Here is a 20,979-nt window from a genome sequence, read left to right as displayed (position 1 = left end):
ATGACCAAGAAAGTGGCCTTCTGGATCTTCCTGCTGGGAACGGTTTCCTCGGCGATCCTGTTCCTGGCGGCCACGTGGGACACCCACCGGCAGGTGGCCGTCCTGTCGAACGCGGACAAGCTGGACGACCGTGTCGTGGCGGGCAAGCGCGCCTTCGAGAAGTACAACTGCAACGACTGCCACACGATCCTGGGATTCGGCGCCTACTACGCCCCCGATCTGACCCGGGTGGTGCAGCGCATCGGGGAGGAGGGGGTGCGCTACCGGATCAAGAGCCCGGAAAAAGCGTTCGCCAACTCCTGGCGGAAGATGCAAAACGTGCACGCCTCCGACGCCGAGATCGCGGATATGGTCTCCTTCTTCAAGTGGGTGGGGGAGGTCAACAACAACGACTGGCCGCCCCAGGACAGCAAGAAGCGCCTTTCCCGCGGGGAGCAGGCGATGGTCGCCTCGGTGGGCGTGTCGCCCGGCGCAGCGGTCTTCCAGACGAAGGGGTGCATGAACTGCCACTCGCTCCACGGGACGGGGGGGACGTTCGGCCCGGCCCTGGACACCGTCGGCCGCAAGCTGTCGATGGAGCAGATCGAACACTACGTCCGGGATCCCAAGAGCGTCAACCCGAAAGCGATGATGCCGCCGCAGAAGGAGCTCACGAACCGCGAGCTCCAGGAAGCGGCGAAATTCCTTTCGAGCCTGAAATAAGGAGGGAACGATGGAATACCGCTCGCAGAAAATCGCCTACTGGTACTTCGCGGCGGCGCTGCCGCTGTTCGTGCTCCAGATCTTCCTGGGGCTGTACCTTGCGTACAGCTATACCTGGACGGTCCCCCAGTCGGTCGTCGACGTTTTCCCGTTCGCCACGGCGCGCGCCATGCACACGAATCTCCTCGTGCTGTGGATGCTCCTGGGATTCATGGGCGGGACGTACTACATCGTCCCGGAAGAGACGAAATCCGAGATCTTTTCAGAGAAGCTCGCCTGGTTCCAGCTGATCGCCCTGCTCGTCACGGGCGTCGTCGCGCTGGTCGGCTTCCTCTTCGGATGGACGCAGGGGCGTCCGCTCCTGGAGATCCCGCGGCCCCTCGACCTCGTCGTCGTGGTCGGGGCGCTGATCTTCCTCTTCAACATCGCGATGACGATGATCAAGGCGAACCGATGGACCGCGATCCAGGGGACGCTGCTGGGGGGGCTGACCTTCCTCGCCCTGCTCTACCTGTTCGGGATCCCCTTCTACAAGAATGAGGTGATCGACTGGTACTACTGGTGGTGGGTCATCCACCTTTGGGTGGAGGGCGCCTGGGAACTCGTCACGGCGGCCATCTTCGCGTTCGTCCTGATGAAGCTCACCGGCGTCCAGCGGCAGGTCGTGGAGAAGTGGCTCTACGTGGAGATCGGGCTCTTCCTCTTCACGGGGATCGCCGGGACGGGCCACCACTACTACTGGATCGGGGCTCCCCGCTACTGGCTCTGGATCGGCGGGATCTTCTCCGCGCTGGAGCCGCTTCCGATCATCCTGATGCTCGTCGACACCGTCATGCACGTAAAGAAGCGCGAGGCGAAGATCCTGAACCCCCTCACCTGGACCTACGCGGTGGGGTGCGCGATCTATCACTTCATCGGGGCCGGCATCTTTGGGTTCATGCACACGCTTCCACAGATCAACTATTACACCCACGGCTCGCAGGTCACCGCGTCCCATGGCCATCTGGCGTTCTTCGGCGCCTACGCCCTTCTGAACCTGATGACCTTCTACTATGCGATGCCCAAGCTCAAGGGGATCGAGGTCTACGACGACCGCCGCGGGAAGTTCGGGTTCTGGACGATGTGCATCGCGATGATGCTGATGGGGCTGTTCTTCGGCGTGGCGGGCGTCCTGCAGAGCTACATCGAGCGGGTGCTCGGGATGGGGTTCATGACGGCACAGTCGAACATGCGGCTGTGGATGGGGATCGTGTTCTTCTGCGGCTTCGCCTTCCTGGCGGGGCTGCTGACCACGGTGATCGACCTCCTGACGCTGCGCCCGGCGAAGGTCCGGGCCTAAACTATAGGGAAGCGCATCTAAAAAAAGCCGATTGCGGCAAAGCGGACGCAGCAGGGGGGGTCGAACGGAGCTTTAAGGCAAGGGGATAGCGCAGACTTGCAGGTTCACCGCAAGGCGAGCGACGGAGGGAGAGCCTCCCTGCGAGGCAGCGCAGCCGCTTGCGGCGAAGCGGGCGGGGACACTCCTCGCGATTTCAGGCGCATGAATCAGGAATGTCCCCGATAGGGAGGAACGATGGATCGCTACACCAAGGGCTTTGTCGTCGCAGCGCTCGGTTACTTTTTCCTGGCCGCCGTCCTGGGGATCTGGATGGGAGCGGCCGAGACGGCTTCATGGACCAGATTCGCCCACGTCCACTTCAACCTGCTCGGCTTCATGGCGATGATGATCTACGGGGTCGGGTACTTCATCCTGCCCCGGTTCAACGGCCGTATCCTTCGCTGGCCGTCGTGGGTCCCCGTCCATTTCTACCTGGCCAACATCGGGCTGATCGGCATGGTGGCCACGTCCCCCGAGCGACCTTCGACGGGATTTACCCTGTTCGCCGTACTCTCGGTGGTCTCCGTCGCACTGTTCGCGGTCAACCTGGGGGCGACGATGCTCCTTGCTCCCGCTGCGTCGGAGGAAGCCGAAGAGGACGAGGAGTCCCCCCCGGAAGCCGCCCGGCAGGAACCGCCCGCCGCATCGCCCGTGGACATCCACCCCGACATGCGGGTGGGCGAGATCCTCTCGCGCTGGCCGGAAACGGTGGAGGTGTTCGTGGAGAACGGGTTCGCCTCCCTTGGCAACCCCGAGCACCGGGAGCAGGTCAAGCAGATCCCGATCACGCTTCGCATGGCGTGCCAGAGGCACAACGTCGACCTCGAGCCGATGATCGCCCGCCTGATCGCTGCGGCTTCGGGGAAGGTGGCACCGGCCGCGGCGGCCGGCTCCCGGACAGGGCCGTCCCGAAAAGGAGGGCTCTCCAGGGGAGAACCGATCGGGAGTGAAAATATCCTCGGGGACATCCTGACCGTCTATCCGGAAACGGTGAAGGTGTTCAAGAAGTACTACGGGGAAGGGTGCTTCTCCTGCCCGGGGCAGGCGACCGAGAGCGTCAAGCAAAGCGCGATGATGCACAACATCGACGAGCGGCGGATTCTTGAGGAGCTGAACCGCGCCGCGGGAGCGAGAACCCAACCGCTATAGTGGACATGTAGGGTTCGAGCTCCGAGGCGGCGCCGAGCGAGCAGCGAGGATGAGCGGCCATTCATGGCCGTGGAAGCCGCCGAGGCGGGGCACGCAGCCCGTACAGGAGGCGAGGGCACGAGAGGGTCGGTACTGCGAAGCAGATCTCTTGGAACGAATGCCGAAACGATCTGGGACGAGGAGGTCGTGATGATCGAGCGGATGCAGGAGTTGCTGGAGGCCGAGCGCGCCGGGGTGAAGTGCCTGACGGCGATGGCGGACGAGGCGCCGCAGGGAGAAAAGAAGGACTTCCTGACGTTCCTCCGCAACGACGAGGGGAGGTTCTGCGCGGGGCTGTACCGACTCATCGAGGTGCGCGGGGCTGCGCCCCACGGCAAGGTCGGCCCGTTCGCCGACAAGGTCCTGGCGCTTCCGGGCGAGGCCGAGCGGCTGGCGCTCCTCGTCAAGGGGCAGGCGTGGGTGGTGCGGAAGATCGACGAACTGCCGCAAGCGGAGATGACGCCCGGCGAGAAGACGTTTTTCGCCGACATGCGGGATGCGCACGTGGTAAATATAGAGGCGTGCCGCAAGTCTCTTCCTGCGGGGTGACGCATGCACGTTTCGCGATGGGAGGAAGTAGAGGTGAAGCCGGTCACCGACCCGGGAGCCAACGGGGTCTCCCTCCGGGTCCTGATGGGGGATAATGTCGGGGCACCGACGTTCACCATGCGCCACTTTTCCCTGGCGCCGGGGGGCGGTACCCCGTACCACACCCACCCTTGGGAGCATGAAGTCTACATTCTCTCCGGAAAAGGGAGGGTGATGCGGAAGGGAGGGGAGACGGAGGTGGCATCGGGGAGCTTCGTCTACGTTGCGCCCGACGAGGAGCATTCCTTCGCCAACGCGGGAGACGGACCCTTCGACTTCCTGTGCGTCATCCCCGCGGCGAAGCTCTGCCTTCGGTAATTATTTTGGTTCGCCTGTTCCGATTGCGATAGAATCAAGACTTACGGATCGCAGGTAAACCGGGAACCGGAAGAGGACCGATGCCCCGACCGCGACGGCAGGCCGCCATCGCCGCCTCTCTTTTCGCTCTCCTTCTGTTCGGCGCCGCGGCCGCCGCGCGCGCGAAGGATTCACAGCCCATCCGGTACAGCCACAAGGTCCACGTAACGGACTACGGGATCGATTGCCTCTTCTGTCACTCCTCGGCGACCAAGTCCGCCTCCGCCGGGATCCCTTCCGTGGAGAAGTGCATGATGTGCCACCGGGTGATCGCGGTGGACAGCCCGGAAGTCCGGAAGATCGCACAGTACTGGAAGGAGAAGAAGCCGATCCCCTGGAACCGGGTGACGGAGTTTCCCGATTTCAACTATTTCCCCCATTTCCGCATGGTCAACGCCGGAGTGCCTTGTCTTACGTGCCACCCTGTGATCGACAAGGCGGACATCGCGGTCCAGCGGCAGGAGTTCACGATGGGATTCTGCCTAAAGTGCCACCGGAGCCGGGGCGTTTCCATCGAATGCTGGTCCTGCCACTTTTGAGAGGGGCGTAGATGCTCGACCGGAGAGACTTCCTGAAACTCGGCGGGGCGACGGCATTCGCGGCCCTGTTCGGAGGGTGCGACAAGATCCCGAAGAAGATCATCCCCTTCGTGATCCCGCCGGAGAACTACACCCTGGGAGAATCGCTCTGGTACGCCTCCGTTTGCCGGCAGTGCCCGGCGGGGTGCGGCATCGTGGTCCGGGTTTCCGAGGGGCGCGCGAAGAAGATCGAGGGGAACCCGCTCCACCCGGTCAACCGCGGGAAACTGTGCGCGCGGGGACAGGCCGGCCTCCAGGCGCTCTACCATCCCGAGCGGATCGGGCGGCCGCTTGCGCTTTCCGGTCCGCGGGGATCGGGCAAGTTCGCGGAGATCTCCTGGGAAGAGGCGCTCTCGATCCTTTTGACCGGATTGAAGAAACTTCGGGCCGGGGCGCCGGCGTCGCTCCTGATGCTCACCGAGCCCATGCGCGGCCATCAGAACCTCGTGGCCGCCCGGTTCCTGCGCGCGTTCGGATCCCCGAATCGCGTCGCCTGGAACCCGTTCGGGCAGGACGCGCTCCTCGCGGCGAACGAGGCGGTGTTCGGCGTCCGCGATCTCCCCGAGGTCGACATCGCCAACGCCCACTACCTCCTCTCCTTCAGCGGCGACTTCCTCGAGACGGGTATTTCGCCGGTCCATTTCGGCCGCGCCTACGGGCAGATGCGCCAGTCGCGCCCGACCGTCAGGGGAAAGTTCGTGCATTTCGGCCCCCGGCTCTCGATGACCGCGGCGAACGCGGACGTCTTCCTTCCGATCGCGCCGGGATCCGAGGGGGCGGCCGCGCTTGGGATCGCGCACGTGATGGTGAGGGAGAAGCTTGTTCCTTCCGCCGCCGCGGCCTCTTCCCTGTGGACCGCCGGGCTTTCGCGGATGACGCCGGAAGCCGTGGGGAAGACGACCGGCCTGCCCCCATCCGACATCGAGGCCGTCGCGCGCGAGTTCGCAAAAAATCCGCCGGGGCTTGCGATCGCGGGCGACGGCGCGGCCGGGTGCACGAACGGGACGTTCAACCTCGCGTGCGCCGCGCTCCTGAACGCGCTGGCGGGCAACGTGGGCAGGCCGGGGGGGATCTCTTTCCCGAACCGGCTGGCGGCGTTTTCTCGGTATGGATCCGACGCGGCGCTGTTGCTGCCCTCTCCCGAGAGCGGGTTCGCACACGTTCGGGACGCGGTAGAGAAGATGCGCAGGGGGGCCTTCGGGATGGCGCTGTTGTCCGGGGCGGCGAACCCCGCATTCACCCTTCCCGCGCAGCTCCAATTCGGGGAGGCGCTCCTGTCGGTTCCGCAGGTCGTGTCGTTCGCCTCCTTCCTGGACGAGACCACGTCCCTGTCCGACCTCGTGCTCCCCGTCCCGACGTACCTGGAGGAGTGGGGCGACGACATCGCGCCTGCAGGGCACTCGGGCAACGCAATCACCATGGCGCAGCCGGTCGTCGATCCATTCCGCGACACACGTTCGATGCCCGACATCCTGATCGCCGCGGCGAAGGAGCTGGGCGGTCCCGTCGCGGCCGCCCTGCCGTGGGCCGGCTTCCGGGATTGCGTGGAGAAGTCCTACGCCGGAATGGGGGTGAACCTTGAAGACGCCCGCAAGGATGGCGGGCTCTTCCCCGTGAAGGCGCCTGCGCCGCGCCCCGCGCCGAAGACGCAAAAACTTTCCCTGCCCAAAATCACGGAAGCGGAATTCGAAGGAGACCCGGCCCGCTACCCGCTCCTTCTCCACGTCTACCCATCCATCGCCCACTCCGACGGCCGCGGGGCGAACCTCTCCTGGTTGCAGGAGCTGCCCGATCCCGTCACCACCGCCGTGTGGCGCAACTGGGTCGAGGTGAACCCAAAGACCGCCGGAAAGCTGGGGCTTGCGGACGGCGACGGCGTCGTCGTTACCTCCCCCTTCGGATCGATGGAGGCTTTCGTCGTCCTCCACCCGGCGATGGCGCCTGACGTGGTCGCCCTGCCGCTGGGGCAGGGGCACACCCGGTACGGCAAGGACGCCGCGAACCGGGGGGGGAATCCCTTCTCGCTCCTGCCGTTGAAGGAGGAAAAGGGATCGAAGGGCCCGGCGCGACAGTCCACCCGGGTTTCCCTCGCGAAGGCGAAGCTCAAGGGAAGCCTGGTGCGGACCGTCAACGTCGAAGGGCAATGGAAGTACGAGAACATCCTGTGACGCGCGCGGAAGGACCGCCACGATGAAGCACAAGTGGGCGATGGTGATCGACATGGACCGCTGCACCGGCTGCGGGGCGTGCGTGGTCGCCTGCGTCGCGGAGAACAACATCCCGACCGCCGGGGAGGAAGAGGCCGGGAAGGGCCGCTTGATGCAATGGCTGCGGGTGTCCCGATACTGGAAGAAGGAAGGAGCGGAAACGCGCGCGATCTTCGTTCCCACCCCGTGCATGCACTGCGAGAAGGCGCCCTGCGAGATCGTCTGCCCGGTGTACGCCACCTACCACGACGAGGACGACCAACTGAACGCCATGGTGTACAACCGCTGCATCGGGACGAGGTACTGCGCCAACAACTGCCCCTACTCGGTCCGGGTGTTCAACTGGTGGGACCACAAGTGGGAAAAACCGTTGGACGAGCAGCTCAACCCGGACCTGTCGGTCCGGTCCCGGGGCGTGATGGAGAAATGCACCTATTGCATCCAGCGGATCCGCAGGGGGAAGGAGACGGCCCTTAAGGAAGGAAGGAAGATCCGGGACGGCGAAGTGATGCCCGCCTGCGCGCAAACGTGCCCCCCGGGGGCGATCCAGTTCGGCGATCTTCTCGACCCGGTCAGCGCCATCTCGCGGATGGTCAAGGATCCGCGGCTGTTCAAGCTGATGGAGCACAAGGGGACCGAGCCGAGCACGGTGTACCTGAAGAAGCAGAGGGGGCCCGGGCGATGAGCGAACGGCATCACCTGGCGCGGCACGAAGAAGGCAAGCTCTACGAGGAGCTCTCCCGGTCGAACCTCGTCACGACGAAGTCCTGGTACCTGGCGGCGGGGATCCTCCTCGCGGTCACGGCCGGAGCGGTAGGCGCCTTCCTCTACATGATGGCGACGGGCCTGGGCGTCACCGGCCTTTCCCGCCCCGTCATGTGGGGCACCATGATCATCCTCTTCGTCTTCTGGATCGGGGTTTCCCACTCGGGGACGCTCATCTCCGCGATCCTGCGGATCACCCAGGCCGGCTGGCGCGCGCCCGTCCTGCGCGGCGCGGAGGCGATGACGGTCTTCGCGCTGATGGTGGGCGGCCTCTTCCCCCTCATGCACCTGGGGCGGAACTGGCGCTTCTACTACATGATCCCCTACCCCAACGAGCGGATGCTGTGGCCGAACTTCCGTTCCCCCCTCCTGTGGGACATGGTGGCCATCAGCACCTACCTCACCGGGAGCATCCTGTTCCTCTACTTCGGGATGATCCCGGATCTCGCGATCGCGCGGGACCACTCCACGGGGTGGAGGAAGAAGCTATACACGATCCTCGCCGCCGGATTCCGGGGGACGCACTCCGAATGGCGCCGCTACCGCGTCGCCTCCACACTGTTCGCGGTCCTCATCATCCCCGTCGCCGTCTCGGTCCACTCGATCGTGAGCTGGGACTTCGCCATGGCGATGGTGCCGGGCTGGCACAGCACCATCTTCGCGCCGTATTTCGTGGCGGGGGCGATCTACTCCGGGATCGCCGGCGTCATCACCGTCATGGCGTTCCTGCGGCGCGTCTTCCGGCTGGAGAACTTCCTCACGGTGCAGCACTTCGACAACCTCGGAAAACTCCTCCTGACGATGACCCTCATCTGGGGCTACTTCTATTTCGCGGAGTTCCTGACCACCTGGTACAGCCGCCTCCCCGAGGACTGGGCGCTTGTAAGCTCCTACGGGGGGCACTTCCTGCCGCTTTTCCTCTTGATGCTTACGTGCAACTTCCTCCTTCCGCTGCCGGCCCTGTGCCTTTCCAGGGTGCGGCGGTCGGTCCCCGCTTTATTCGCCGTTTCCCTCGTCGTGAACATCGGGATGTTCGCGGAGCGGGCCCTGATCGTGGTGCCCTCCCTCGCGCGGCGGAACGACCCGTCCATATGGCTCAACTATTTCCCCACCTGGGTGGAGATGTCCTACATCGTGGGCTCCGTCGCGATGTTCTCCCTGCTCTACGTTCTGTTCTCCAAGATCCTGCCCGTCATGGCGATCAGCGACATCAAGGAGCATCTCTTCCGCACGACGGACCGATCCATCGGGGCGGCCACCGTCGCGTCGGTAGCCCAGGAGGAGGAAGGGGAAGGGAAATGAGCGGCGGAAGCAGGACGGTCATCATCGGGCTTTTCGACGCCGTGGAGTCGGCGGGAGCGGCCGCTCAGGCGCTGCGCGCCCTGCCGATTCCGGCCGCCGATGTCACGACGATCTCCTCCGTGGCGCTTCCGGACGGCGCTGTCGTCTCGGACCCCCGGCCGATCCGGTTCCCATGGGCCGTGGCCGTCTTCTGGTTCGTGGGGGCGGCCGCCGGGGCGGGCCTGACCCTCTATTCCTACCTGGTGTATCCCCTGGTCACGGCCGGCAAGCCGATCGCCTCCGTACCGCCGACGATCATCGTCACCTACGAGACGGCCATGCTGGCGGCTCTGCTTGCGACGCTCGTCGCCGGCTTCCTGTCCATCGGGCTGGCCAGGTTCTGGAAAAGGAAGGTGTTCGACCCGCGGATCCACGAGGGGAAGATCGCGGTGTGCGCCTATGTCACGCCCGGGGATCAGGCCCGGCGGGCCGCCGGCGCGCTTTCCGGGGCAGGTGGAACCGACGTCCGGATCGAGGAGGGGGTGCTGTGAGGGGCCGCCTTCCCGCGCTGCTTGCCGCCCTGGTCCTCGCGGCGGGGTCATTGACCGCCTGCGAGCGGATCGACCGGAACATGTGGGACAATCCGGCTTACAAGCCCCAGGAGGAGCCGGTCCGCCTGCCGCCGAAGGACTCGGTCCCCACGAAGGGAAAGGAGCGCAATCTCTCGATGGCCGAGGCCGTGAAACTCAAGAATCCCGTCGATCCATCGGAAGGGAATCTGTCGAAAGGAAAAGATCTCTACGGGATCTTCTGCGTGCCCTGCCACGGCGTCTCCGGCAAAGGGGACGGACCCGTAGGGAAAAAATACGTTCCCACCCCCGCCGACTTGCATGCCGGATCCCCTGTGTCCGCACTGCCCGACGGGGCGCTCTTCGCCATCCTTTCCAACGGTGCCGGCGGGATGCCGGCCTTCCGGGCGGATCTCACCCCCGACGAGCGGTGGCACGTCGTCGTCTATCTACGCACACTTAAGTGAGCGGCTTCCCGGCGTGATCTTCTTCTTGCTGAATGCCTGAAAAACAACCGGAGAACCGCATCCCCGAACCGGGGGATACGGTTCCCTCATCTTCTACAAGAGAGGTACTTCCCATGTGCAGGATGATCGGATTCGCATCCGCGGAGCCGTTGGACTTGGCCCCTTTCCTTGACGGCCTCTCCGACTTTTCACGACGCGGGAACCTGGTGGATGGATGGGAGCGGAGGGCGGGCGGGAACCATCCGAACGGGTGGGGGATCGCCTATCGCGCTGGGGGGGGGATACGGCTCCTGCGCAGCGGGAAGCCGGCCAACGCCGACCCGGCGCTCTCCGGGGTAAGGGTAACGACCGACCGGTTCATCGGACACGTCCGGTATGCCTCCAACATCGCGACGGTCAGCGCCTCCAACGCACACCCCTTCCTCGTCCGCGGTACGGCGCTTGCCCACAACGGTACCTTCCACGGGAAAATCGGGGAGGAGGCCCAGCGGCGCAACGTCAGCGACACACTCGTCTTCCTGGAGCGGCTGTCCGTGCTCTGGGAGGAAAAGGTCTTCTCACATCTCGGAGAGGCGCTGATGGCGATCCTGTGCGACCCCGGGCAGGTCGGGGATTATTCCGCCGCCAACCTGCTGATCGCATCCGGGGAGGCGCTTTTCGCGCTGCGGCACTGGCGCAGGAACGAGGACTACTACACGCTCTTCCTGAAGGACGGGCCCGGCCTGGCCGTCGCGGCGAGCCAGCCGCTGGACGACGGTCCCGGATGGCGGCCGTTTTGCAACGGGGAGCTGGTGGAGCTGCGCCCCGGGGCCCCACGTTCAGCGGTCCTCTTCGCGGCCGCCTGACCCGTCCATGGCCGAAGCCGTCGACCTGCGTTCCGATACCGTCACACTCCCCACGCCCGGGATGAGAAGGGCGATGGCGAGGGCGAAGGTCGGCGATTCCCGGCGGGGGGAGGACCCGTCCGTCCGCGCTCTCGAGGAACATTCCGCCGCCCTCTTCGGAAAGGAGGCGGGGAGGTTCTTCCCCTCCGGCACGATGGCGAACCTGTGCGCCGTGGCGGCTTGGACCCGCCCAGGCGACGGGATCGTTGCTTCTTCCGCATCCCACATCGCGGGACGCGAAAGCCCCGCCGTCTCCCATCTCGCTTCCGTTGTCATCCTGGGGATCGACGCCCCGGAGGGGATCTTCTCGGCGGAGGATGTTGCGGAGGCCATCGCCGCGGCGCCACGGCGCGTCGAGTCGAACGTGCGCCTGGTGACCGCCGAAAATACCCACAACGCCGGGGGAGGAACCGTCTTCCCCCTGGCCGCCCTGAAGCGCATCCGCACCGTGTGCGGAAAGGCTTCCATCCCCCTTCACCTCGACGGCTCGCGCATCTTCAATGCGTCGATCGCGTCCGGCGTGTCCCCGGCGTCCTACGGGAAGGTTTCCAACTCCTTGATGTTCTGCCTCTCCAAGGGCCTGGGGGCTCCGGTCGGCTCGGTCCTGGTGGGTTCCCGGGACTTCCTGAAGGATGTTCGGAGCATCGCCTTGCGGATCGGAGGCGGGATGCGACAGGCGGGAATCGTGGCCGCGGGGGGGCTCTACGCCCTCAGGCACCACATCGAGCGGCTCGCGGAGGACCACGATAACGCGCGGACGCTGGCGGCCGGGCTCAAAGAGATCCCCGGGGTGGAGGTCATCAACGCACCGGTGGAAACCAACATTGTCCTGTTCCGATGGAAAATGCCCTCGATGGGGCTTCCCGCTTTCCGGGAACAACTGGGTGCCGGCAAAGTGCTCCTGGAGGACCGGGGGTTCCCGCTCTTCCGGGCGGTCACCCACCTGGGGATCGGGAAAAAGGACGTTTCCCGCGCCGTGCGGGCGCTTCGGGAGGTTATCGTCGGGCGGGGTTCCTAATGGGAATCGGAGTGCTTCGCGATGTCCTCGGCGACTTCCCCCACCGTCTGCTTCATGAAACGATCCGCTTTCTTCTTCGCGGATTCGCCCGAGGAGGCCATCTTGGAGGGCCAGTTGCTTCCCTTGAGCACGAAGCCGCCGGTTCCCGCGATCTGGCGCTTCACCTTCCCCCCGCAGGTCGGGCATTTCGAGAGGGGCGGGGCGCTTATCTTCTGGGTCGTTTCGAACTCCCCGCACTTCCCGCACTTGTATTCATATGTCGGCACCCCGTCCCTCCGGTGGCAAAATAGTGACGTAATTATCTCATAATACGATCGCCGCCGGAGGCTTTCCCTTGTCCCTTTTTCTTCTTACCTTCTTCCTGATCTATGGCGGGACCCACGCCTACGCGCTGTCCAAGGCCCAGGCCGCCCTGGGGCTGGGTTGGAAGACGACCCTCGCCGCGATTCCCCTGCTCGCCGCGCTTCTTTGCGGCCCCTTGATCGTGTACGTTCTCGGAGAGCGCGGAATGGAGGGGGCCTCACGGGCCGCCTCCTGGATCGCGTACACGTGGATGGGGCTGCTCTTCTTCTTCACCTGGATGAACCTTGCCGTGGATGCCGCAAACCTCCTCGCGCGCCTTCTGACCTCCGTTTTCGGCGACGGGCCGCGCCCGTTCATCGCCTACGGCAGGCCCGCGTTCCTTTCCCTTGCGGGACTATCTGTCGTTCTGGGAATCGCCTCTTTCCTCGAAGCCTCGAACCTCCGGGTGGAGCGCATCCGGATCCTCACGGACAAGCTGCCGGCGGCAACGAAGCGGATCCGGGTCGCGCAGATCTCCGACGTCCACCTGGGGCTGATGGTCCGGCACCGGAAGGCTGCCGCCATCGCGGAACAAGTGCGGAACGCCACCCCGGATGTCTTGGTTGCCACGGGGGACCTCGTCGACGGCCGGATCAACCATCTCGACGGGCTCTCCGAGATCTTCCGGGAGATCCGCCCGCCTCTCGGCAAATACGCGGTAACGGGCAATCACGAATTCTACGCGGGGATCGGCCCGTCCCTCGATTTCATGCATCGCTCCGGCTTCACGGTCCTGAGGGGAGAGGCCGTTACGGTCGGAAACGTCCTGCGCCTCGTCGGGGTCGACGACCCGGCAGGCCGGTCTTTCGGTCCGGCCCCCGGGCGTTCGGAAGAAGAACTCCTGGGAAACGGGCCTTCCCCCCTCTTCACGCTCCTCCTCAAGCACCGACCCTTTTTATCCCCCGCCGCGCGGAAGGCGGCCGACCTTCAGCTCTCCGGCCACACGCACAACGGGCAGATCTTCCCCTTCCGGCTCCTGGTCCGGATCTGGTACCCGCTCCTCTCCGGCCTGTACGAGTCGAAGAACGGCGCAGCCCTCTACACCAGCCGGGGGACGGGGACCTGGGGCCCGCCGATGCGTTTCCTCTCCCCCCCCGAGATAACGATCATCGACATCGATCGCTCCCCGGCCCGGTTATAATCTTTGCCATGGCGACGTTTCTCTTCGTGACCGACCTGCACGGGAACCGGCGGAAGTACGAGCGGACGCTCGCGCTGGCGAAGAAACTGGGCGCGTTCCTCGTCATCAACGGCGGGGACATGTTTTCCCACGGGCGGATGCACGAGGAACAGGCCCGGTTCGTCCGGGAATTTCTCGATCCGCTCTTCGCGCAATACCAGGCGGCAGGGATCCGTCACCTGGGGTTATTGGCGAATGACGACCTGCGCGCGCACGACCCCCTGTTCGACGCCGCCTGCGGGAAATACCTCCTGGTGGAGAACCTTGCCGGTCGACGGATCTCCCTCGGGGCGCACGATTTCATCGGGATGAACCTCGTGACGGATTTTCCGTTCCGCCTGAAGGACCGCGCCCGGATGGATGCGCGCGACTTCACCTTCCCCCCGCAGTTCGGCGGCGGGATCCTCTCCCTCCCCGGTGGCTGGAAGGAGATTCCCGATTGGCCGGCGTACGCCAGGACTCTCCCCACGATCGAGGAGGAGCTTTACCGCCTTCCCGAGCCGAGGGATCCGGAGCATGCCGTTTATGTCCTCCACGGGCCGCCGTCGAGCCTGGGGCTCGACGTCTGCCGGGGAGGGGCTGCGGTGGGATCCGCGGCCACGCTCAAGTTCCTTGAACATCGCCAACCGCTTCTCTCGCTTCACGGGCACATCCACGAATCCCCCGAGGAGAGCGGCGTCTGGAAGGCGACCGTCGGCCGCACGATCTGCATCCAGCCGGGCCAGTCGGCCAACGGCCTCACCGTCGTTATCGGGAACCTGGAGACGATGAAGTTCGAGCGGCAGGTCATCGACGTATAGGAACGGGAGTACGGCATTCGACATGGGCAGGTCCACGACCTCATCGCGGCGAGCCAGCGGCGTCCAGCTTCCCATCATCCCGACGGTGGCGGGCTGGATCGCGGAGACCCCGGGGGCCATCTCGCTCGGCCAGGGAGTGGCGTACTACGGGCCCCCGCCACAAGCCATGCAGGTCCTCGATCGTTTTTCCTCGACTCCCGGAAGCCACCCGTACAAGCCCGACGCCGGGCTTCCCGAACTCCGGAAGGCGTTCGAGGGGAAACTTCGCACGGAGAACGGGATCTACGCCCCCTTCGAGCGGAGGATCATCGTCACCGCCGGCGCAAACCAGGCGTTCTTCAACGCCGTCCTGGCGATCTGCGACCCCGGCGACGAGGTGATCCTGATGACGCCCTACTACTTCAACCATGAAATGGCGATCGCGCTGGCAAGCTGCCGGGCGGTGTGCGTTCCGACGGACGGGAACTACCATCCGCGCGTCGGCGCGATCGAGGCGGCCTTGACGCCCAGGACGCGGGCGATCGTCACGGTGTCCCCGAACAACCCCACCGGCGTTGTCTATTCGAGGGAAACGCTTTCAGAGATCAATCGTCTATGCGCCAGGCGTGGGATCTACCACATCAGCGACGAGGCCTATGAGTACTTCACCTACGACGGCGCCGCGCACTTCTCCCCCGGCTCCCTGGGAGGCGAGGACCATACGATCTCGCTCTACAGCTGTTCCAAGGCATACGGGATGGCGAGCTGGCGGGTCGGGTTCCTGGTTGCGCCGGCGCATCTCTTCGACGACCTGATCAAGATCCAGGACACGGTGATCATCTGCGCCCCGGCGGTTTCCCAGGCGGTCGCCCTGGAGGCGCTGCGGATCGGGCGCGGCTACTGCCACCAGCACCTGGAGTCCATCGCGAAGGTCCGGCAACAGGTCCTTGAGCGTCTCTCGAGCGTTCCCGACCTCCTCACGATCCCCCCGTCGCAGGGGGCATTCTATTTCCTGGCAAAGGTGCGCACCTCGATGGGCGATCTCCCGCTTACCGAGCGGCTGGTCCGGAACCACAAGGTGGCCGTCATCCCCGGCGGGACGTTCGGGGTCACGGAGGGGTGCTGCCTGCGGATCGCCTACGGGAGCCTGAAGATGGAAACCGCCGTCGAAGGAACAGGCCGACTGATCGAGGGGCTGAGGGCAATCCTCGGCAGGTAGCGCGCCGCTTATTCCGCAGAGCGATCCGGCGGGGGAGCGTCGTCGATCAGGACGCCGTAGAGATTGCCTTCCGGGGGGGTCCCCCTTTTCTCGATGGAAACCGCGCATTCGTTTGCCGGAGGCTTGCCCTTTCGGTTATGCGCCACGAGCGCCTTCACGATGTTCCAGTCGATCTTTCCCTGGTTGGCCATCTCGGTGATTTCCTCGAGGGCGGTCCGGTTGTCGTAAGAGACCCTGCGATACGGCCTTGGGGAAATGAGCGCGTCGTAGACGTCGCACGTCACGACAATCTCCACCAGACGGTCCCGGAGGAGGATCCCCAGGGGATAGCCGGACCCGTCCTTCCTTTCGTGGTGCTCCGCGGCCACTTTGGCGGCGATGCATTTGAAGTCCTTCAGGTAATAACTGATCAACGCGAATCCGGCAACGGTGTGGTGTTCCAGGATGGCCCTTTCGGACCGTTGCAGCGGAGTGGTCTTTTTCAGGATCCGGAGCGGGACGCAGATCTTGCCGAAATCGTGCAATGGGCCGGCCGTTGCCTCCAGGATCTGATCCTCGAAATTCGACTCCAGATCCCGGGCCAGGAGGATCGACAACGCGAAAACCCTCAGGACATGGCGGTAGGTGTACGGATCGGCTCGCTGAAAGTAACGGAGGGTTTCCAGAACGGGTTGGGCCAGGGCCACCTTTTCCATGAGCGACTGGATGACGCCATTTTTCCGCGGATCTTCGAAAATACGCCGGAACGCCCCCTGGCGGAGAAATCCCTGGAGGTCCCGGCGAACGGTGCCGTACTCCAGCAAAGGCATCACCGGAAAGGATTTCCCCTTGACGGGACGGGACAGCTCGTCGAGGGTCTCCCGCGTAAGCAGCGTGCCCGCCGGAAGCAGTTGTCTGTGGTCCAGCGAATGGACCGGGAATCTCAGCCTGAGGATCGCCACAGAATCCCCCACCACTTCATGCCTATAAATCCGACTCTATCGAAAAAGAAAACGAAGTCAACACGGAAGTGAATAGGATTCAGTTCCGAGCGAACCATAGGCCAACCGGCAACGCGTGCGCCGCGCCCCGAAAATGCAAAAGCCCCGGTTTTCTTCCCTCCGGGGCTTTCACTCTCTCTCAAGAACGGGGGGTCGTCCCAATCCCCCGTTTCCCTCCCCGCAGATCGGTCATCCGTGCACAATAACCCGATCCCGCGGAAAAGCAGGGGGCCTTACGCGGCCCCCTTGCCGGTCACCAGGTTTTCTGGTCGTGGCATCCTGAAATACCGCCGGCGCCCGGATTGCACGTTGCGCCGTTGTACTGGAGCCCCGTCAGGAGCGTGGCCCTCGGGGCCTGCTCGAAGGCCGAGGTTGCGAGGTTCGTGAAATGGCCGAGCGCGAGCCTTGCGGTGTCGTGGCAGGACGTGCACCCGTTGCTGACATGCTTCCCGACGTTCGTGTGCCGTCCCGAGTTGTAGCTATTGAACTGCGCCGTACCCGAAGCGTGGCAACTCGTGCATCGGGTGTTCACATCGAGCGTTCCCGTCTGCCAGTTGAGGTTGGCCTGCCCGCCATGGCAGCTCACGTTCGAGCAGGTGAGCGCGGTTGCGCTGAACGACGACGCCCCGGTTTTCGCGTTGTACGTGGCGGGAAACGCCGCATCCCCGGGAGGAACCCGCAGTGCGTTCAACCCTGGCCGTGCGTTGGCACGGTTGTAATGGTTCAAGGTATTGGTCCCCAGCCCGTTGTGGCAAGTGTCACAGGAGATCGGGGTCCCCGCGCCGTTCAAGGCGATGTGCACGGGATGGGCCCCCGCGATGTTCGGATACGCCGCTCCCGCCGCCCCGTTCGGCGGGAAAGCGTGGCAGGAGGTGCAGTTCGTGAGCGTGAACGGCGACCCCGCGGTGTGGCACACGGTGCAAAGCGGCGCCGCGGAAATCGGTGAAGTTCCCGTGACCGCGTGGCAGCTCGAGCAGTCGTTCGTGAACGTGGGCTGCGTCGACTGCGTATGCGTGGGCGCAAGGAAGGGGACGGTATGGTTCGCCCCGCCGGGCCCTACCCCATGGCACAACGTGCTGTTGAAGCATCCCGGGGGGGTCCCCGCAGGCGCCGGCGTGGGCGGCGGATGCGGCGGGTTCGTGTTGGCCCCGCTGGCATGGCAGTTGATGCATACGACGGCGTTCGCCGGGTCCGTGTTCGTGTGCGTATTGCCCGTCCCGGTGAGGCGCCAGAGCCTGCGGGAATGAGGGGAGTTGACCCCGCTCCCGTGGCAGGCGGCGTTATTCAGGCAGGAGACGCCGGAACCCCCTCCGGCAAAATCGTTCCCATGGCAGATTCGGCAGGAGGCGAACCCCGAGCTGCCGGGCGCTCTCTTGGCCGAGGCGCCGTGCTCCGCGGGCAGCGCCCAGCTCGATTTCGTTCCGTGATGGCACGCGGACGTGAAGCAGGAAGTCTTTGCGATCCCTCCCGCCAGGTCGCTTCCGTGGCAGGATTCGCATTGCGTTGTATCCGAAATGGCGAAGGCGGTATGCGTCGAGAGGAATCCCGCCGGATGGCTACCGGACGGAGTAACGAGGTTCAGTCCGGAATCGCCGGTGCCCGTCGAGCACCCGGCGGAAAGAAGCACCCCGAAAAGCAGCAGAAAAACCCAAGGCCTTGTCGGCCGCAGATTCCTCGTTCCCGTCATCGTGTTTCCCCCTCCTTCGAACTCCGCAATGCTTTGCTCCCCCGCCCGCAGTCCTACCTGTGGCATGCCCTGCACCTGGCGTCGTTCTTATTGCCGTGGCAACGGAAGCAGGACCCTGGGTCCATCCTCCCGTCCAGCTGGTGCTGCACGATGTAATCGCCCCGATGCGGCAGCGCCAAGTCGGGGCGGTCACCCATCCGCGTGTCGGGCTTCAACTCCTCTTTCCGGGCATGGCAGCCCTGGCAGAACGACGGGCCGTGGCACGACTGGCACAGGTTCTGACCCTGGCGAGCATAAAGGCCGTGGTGCCGGACAAAAGCCGTCGAATGCCGGAAGGAGGCATACGGTTTGAGCGCCCCTGTGGAGATATCGGAATGGCACTCGCGGCAGTCCACCTGCGTCCAGCCCGCAAGCTCCTCAGGGTGTCTCGGAGGCACGGAAGGCGACTGAGAGATGGCGGAGCACCCCGCGATCAGGGCCGTAAAAACCGCTCCGAAAACGATCCCTTGGCATGCGCGTCGCATCATTTCTTCCCTCCCGTGCCGGACCCGAAAAACAGCGAAGCCCGGACGAGCCCGGCGTAATCCTTGTCGAACTGCGGACTCTTCGTGTACGTCAGGTCCCCCGACAACCGGAGAACTTCAAACAGCCGGTACCCCGCCGACCCCACGACGTGATAGGCGTTCTTCACCCCGCTGATCGCCTGCTTGTACTGCTGCGTAAGAGCATCCAGCGCAAACCGCCATTTTGCGGGAGAGTAGGTGGCATAGCCCCGATACTCCTGGTAGGCGTTCCGGTCTTTGTCCGCGCTGACCGTGGCCGCCGAGACTCCGGCCGCGTCCCGGTTGTTGTTGTAGACGTACTTCACCCCCAGCTCCCCTCGGGTGGCGTCGCCGACGGCCGCCGTGTCGTGCTTGATGCTCTTCGCACCCAGGGTCGCCGTAACGCTTTTGACCACTTCCCAGTCAAGGACGGCGAACACGGTCCGGACCCGGTCGGTGTTGTCGATCGTCGGAAACTGAAAGGCGGGGTTGAGTGTCGTCTGGAAGTAGTCCTTGTACTTGTAGGCCTCGTACCCCACCGACAGGTCGACTCCGGAGGCCGGCGCAAGCCGCAGCAGGTAGCGCTGGTATGCCAGGGCGCGGGTGGCGTCGTTGTACGTGGCGCGGCCGATGAGCTCAACGGGGCCGAAAGGCCGAAGCCAAAGGTCACCGCCGATCTCTTTCCGGTCCTCTCCCTGGAACTTCCCCTTTTCAATAAGGTAGCTCACGCCGAGCTCGGTGAATCCGGGCTTGGCGAAGAAGACCCTCCCCCCGTAGATCGAGTCACCCGTCTTCGTGGAAGTGATGGTGGCCTCCGCAGGCACGCCGCCGAAGACGGATAAGCCGAGGCCCACGGGGGTCCTGGCCTTGAGGAAGATACCGTCCATGATCTCGAAGGCCGCCCCTTCCGTCAGGAAGAATCGCCCCAAGCGCATCTCCCCGTTTCCCGTCGGGTGGAGATATTGCAGGTAGGCACTTCCGAGCTCACCGCTCGTCTTGCCGCTTCCGGTCGCATCCTGGAGGTCCTGACGACCCCAGCCGTAAAAGTGGAAGGAGAAGGGGGTCCCGCCCAGCTGACCCGCGTCGGCGGACAGGTATTCGTACAAGGGGGCGAATTGCTGGGTGGAGCTGCCGGGGAGATCCCTTTTGTAGTAGAGTAGATAGGTCTTCGAGGAAAGGGTGATGTCCGCGGCGCGCAATTCTGATGGAAACAGGGCAGCCAGAAGAAGCAGGGCGGCGGCACAACATAAAGTTGTCCGTTTCCCGGGGCAATTCCTTGACCTCGAAAGTCCCATCGCTTTCCCCCGATTGTTTTATTGATTGAAACTACTTTATATAATTAAACGGCTGACGCCAATTGCAATAAGAACCATCCCGTTCACCGGACCATGCAGGTCCTTCGAACACCTCATGGAAGAATGGGAAACTGACCAGGATGATAAAGACAGACCTGAAACAGACCGACAAATCAAGGGGATACACCCTGCCCCGCAATACGCTCCCCCCCCCGATCCTTCCTAAAGGTGGCGCGTTATACGCAATAATAGTGCCGACTCTCAACAAGAACCTCTCTCAAGGAGTCCCGATGAGTCTTCCGGCAGGGAGCAACGAACTGAAGTGCTCACAACACAAAAGAATATTGTGATGTCAAGAATCAGCCTTTTCTTTTCCGGCCATCCAGCGGTAACGATGGCGAAAAAAGGAACCGGGGAAAAAATGAAACTATAATAAGAATGATCTTACGATTTTGTATCCCGGGAGGAAGTATGAGGAACTTGCTCATTAGATTTTTTTTGGTCGCCATGATTCTCGCCGCTGGTGAAACCGGCGCTTTGGCCTTCATGAAGGAGGCCTGCGGATCCGGTGAATGCCGGGACTGCCACAGCCTGACTCGCGAGGAGGCCGGAAAACTTCTGTCCGGCATGGTCGACAACGTGCTAAACGTCGAGATGAGCCCGGTCCAGGGGCTATGGGTAGTGGATATCGTGAAAACGGGGAAGAAGATCCCCGTCTACATCGATTTTTCGAAAAAATACCTGCTCGGTGCCCAGATCATCCGGCTCAGCACGAAAGAGGACCTCACCGGCGCGAGGATGAACAAGCTGAACGAGGTCAAGGTCGACCTCTCCCGGATCCCGCTGGAAGATGCCCTCGTGATGGGGAAACCGTCCGCGAAGCGCCGGGTCATCGTGTTCAGCGACCCGGACTGCCATTTCTGCGGGAAGCTCCACGGGGAACTCCGAACCGTGACCGAAAAGGAGCCGGATG

The 20,979-nt window shown here is 64.2% G+C and carries 21 protein-coding genes and 1 pseudogene; 17 read left to right on the top strand and 5 right to left on the bottom strand.

The features are described 5' to 3' along the window. From A2Z13_06770 to A2Z13_06710, 13 genes are all read left to right on the top strand, one after another. Positions 1-702, top strand: coding sequence for a hypothetical protein (locus A2Z13_06770; protein OGP76719.1), 702 nt, complete (start codon positions 1-3; stop codon positions 700-702). A gap of 10 nt (positions 703-712) precedes the next feature. Beyond that, positions 713-2,041 carry a nitric-oxide reductase gene (locus tag A2Z13_06765; GenBank protein ID OGP76718.1) on the top strand — a complete coding sequence of 443 codons (1,329 nt, stop codon included), beginning with the start codon at positions 713-715 and terminating at the stop codon, positions 2,039-2,041. A gap of 978 nt (positions 2,042-3,019) precedes the next feature. After that, positions 3,020-3,229: a hypothetical protein gene (locus A2Z13_06760; GenBank protein OGP76789.1), complete on the top strand. Its 210-nt coding sequence runs from the start codon at positions 3,020-3,022 to the stop codon at positions 3,227-3,229. Between the two features lie 63 nt (positions 3,230-3,292). Continuing rightward, positions 3,293-3,817, top strand: a complete 525-nt coding sequence (locus A2Z13_06755; protein ID OGP76717.1) for a hypothetical protein — start codon at positions 3,293-3,295, stop codon at positions 3,815-3,817. 3 nt (positions 3,818-3,820) lie between these two features. Then, complete coding sequence (locus A2Z13_06750; GenBank protein OGP76716.1) at positions 3,821-4,174, top strand: hypothetical protein; 354 nt, start codon at positions 3,821-3,823, stop codon at positions 4,172-4,174. Positions 4,175-4,254: 80 nt separating this feature from the next. After that, on the top strand, positions 4,255-4,752 hold the full coding sequence (locus tag A2Z13_06745) for a hypothetical protein (GenBank protein OGP76715.1): 498 nt from the start codon (positions 4,255-4,257) through the stop codon (positions 4,750-4,752). Between the two features lie 11 nt (positions 4,753-4,763). Next, a complete protein-coding gene (locus A2Z13_06740) occupies positions 4,764-6,959 on the top strand; it encodes a hypothetical protein (protein ID OGP76714.1) in 2,196 nt (731 codons plus the stop codon). A gap of 22 nt (positions 6,960-6,981) precedes the next feature. Then, positions 6,982-7,683 carry a 4Fe-4S ferredoxin gene (locus tag A2Z13_06735; GenBank protein OGP76713.1) on the top strand — a complete coding sequence of 234 codons (702 nt, stop codon included), beginning with the start codon at positions 6,982-6,984 and terminating at the stop codon, positions 7,681-7,683. Next, complete coding sequence (locus tag A2Z13_06730) at positions 7,680-9,065, top strand: polysulfide reductase (GenBank protein OGP76712.1); 1,386 nt, start codon at positions 7,680-7,682, stop codon at positions 9,063-9,065. The genes A2Z13_06735 and A2Z13_06730 overlap by 4 nt, the downstream gene beginning before the upstream one ends. After that, a complete protein-coding gene (locus tag A2Z13_06725) occupies positions 9,062-9,595 on the top strand; it encodes a hypothetical protein (protein OGP76711.1) in 534 nt (177 codons plus the stop codon). The genes A2Z13_06730 and A2Z13_06725 overlap by 4 nt, the downstream gene beginning before the upstream one ends. Before the next feature lie 17 nt (positions 9,596-9,612). After that, complete coding sequence (locus tag A2Z13_06720) at positions 9,613-10,080, top strand: hypothetical protein (GenBank protein ID OGP76788.1); 468 nt, start codon at positions 9,613-9,615, stop codon at positions 10,078-10,080. Positions 10,081-10,193: 113 nt separating this feature from the next. Next, positions 10,194-10,925 carry a hypothetical protein gene (locus A2Z13_06715; protein ID OGP76710.1) on the top strand — a complete coding sequence of 244 codons (732 nt, stop codon included), beginning with the start codon at positions 10,194-10,196 and terminating at the stop codon, positions 10,923-10,925. A gap of 7 nt (positions 10,926-10,932) precedes the next feature. Continuing rightward, the gene (locus A2Z13_06710; GenBank protein OGP76709.1) at positions 10,933-11,982 is read left to right on the top strand and encodes a hypothetical protein; all 1,050 of its coding nucleotides are present in this window, start codon (positions 10,933-10,935) and stop codon (positions 11,980-11,982) included. Here A2Z13_06710 and A2Z13_06705 read toward each other — a convergent pair. Beyond that, positions 11,979-12,248, bottom strand: a complete 270-nt coding sequence (locus tag A2Z13_06705; GenBank protein ID OGP76708.1) for a hypothetical protein — start codon at positions 12,246-12,248, stop codon at positions 11,979-11,981. The two genes, A2Z13_06710 and A2Z13_06705, sit on opposite strands and share 4 nt — an antisense overlap. Before the next feature lie 68 nt (positions 12,249-12,316). Here A2Z13_06705 and A2Z13_06700 point away from each other — a divergent pair, with 68 nt between their 5' ends. From A2Z13_06700 to A2Z13_06690, 3 genes are read left to right on the top strand one after another with little or no spacing between them, the layout of a single operon-like run. Continuing rightward, the gene (locus A2Z13_06700; GenBank protein OGP76707.1) at positions 12,317-13,465 is read left to right on the top strand and encodes a hypothetical protein; all 1,149 of its coding nucleotides are present in this window, start codon (positions 12,317-12,319) and stop codon (positions 13,463-13,465) included. 8 nt (positions 13,466-13,473) lie between these two features. Further along, positions 13,474-14,304, top strand: coding sequence for a hypothetical protein (locus A2Z13_06695; protein ID OGP76706.1), 831 nt, complete (start codon positions 13,474-13,476; stop codon positions 14,302-14,304). Positions 14,305-14,326: 22 nt separating this feature from the next. Continuing rightward, a complete protein-coding gene (locus tag A2Z13_06690) occupies positions 14,327-15,502 on the top strand; it encodes an aspartate aminotransferase (protein ID OGP76705.1) in 1,176 nt (391 codons plus the stop codon). 8 nt (positions 15,503-15,510) lie between these two features. On the opposite strand, the gene A2Z13_06685 is transcribed toward A2Z13_06690, so the two are convergent. The 4 genes from A2Z13_06685 to A2Z13_06670 form a co-directional block, all read right to left on the bottom strand. Continuing rightward, on the bottom strand, positions 15,511-16,443 hold the full coding sequence (locus tag A2Z13_06685) for a hypothetical protein (GenBank protein OGP76704.1): 933 nt from the start codon (positions 16,441-16,443) through the stop codon (positions 15,511-15,513). Between the two features lie 292 nt (positions 16,444-16,735). Beyond that, the gene (locus A2Z13_06680; GenBank protein OGP76703.1) at positions 16,736-18,169 is read right to left on the bottom strand and encodes a hypothetical protein; all 1,434 of its coding nucleotides are present in this window, start codon (positions 18,167-18,169) and stop codon (positions 16,736-16,738) included. A 53-nt stretch (positions 18,170-18,222) separates the two neighbouring features. Continuing rightward, complete coding sequence (locus tag A2Z13_06675) at positions 18,223-18,693, bottom strand: hypothetical protein (GenBank protein ID OGP76787.1); 471 nt, start codon at positions 18,691-18,693, stop codon at positions 18,223-18,225. Beyond that, positions 18,693-19,910: a hypothetical protein gene (locus A2Z13_06670; GenBank protein ID OGP76702.1), complete on the bottom strand. Its 1,218-nt coding sequence runs from the start codon at positions 19,908-19,910 to the stop codon at positions 18,693-18,695. The genes A2Z13_06675 and A2Z13_06670 overlap by 1 nt, the downstream gene beginning before the upstream one ends. Before the next feature lie 594 nt (positions 19,911-20,504). Between A2Z13_06670 and A2Z13_06665 the strand changes: the two are divergent. Next, positions 20,505-20,979: pseudogene (locus A2Z13_06665) on the top strand (hypothetical protein).

The sequence above is a fragment of the Deltaproteobacteria bacterium RBG_16_64_85 genome, assembly GCA_001798885.1.
Lineage (GTDB): Bacteria > Desulfobacterota > Deferrimicrobia > Deferrimicrobiales > Deferrimicrobiaceae > FEB-35.
The sequence above is the reverse complement of the archived record's forward strand: the minus strand, read 5'-3'. Positions and strand labels throughout refer to the sequence as shown.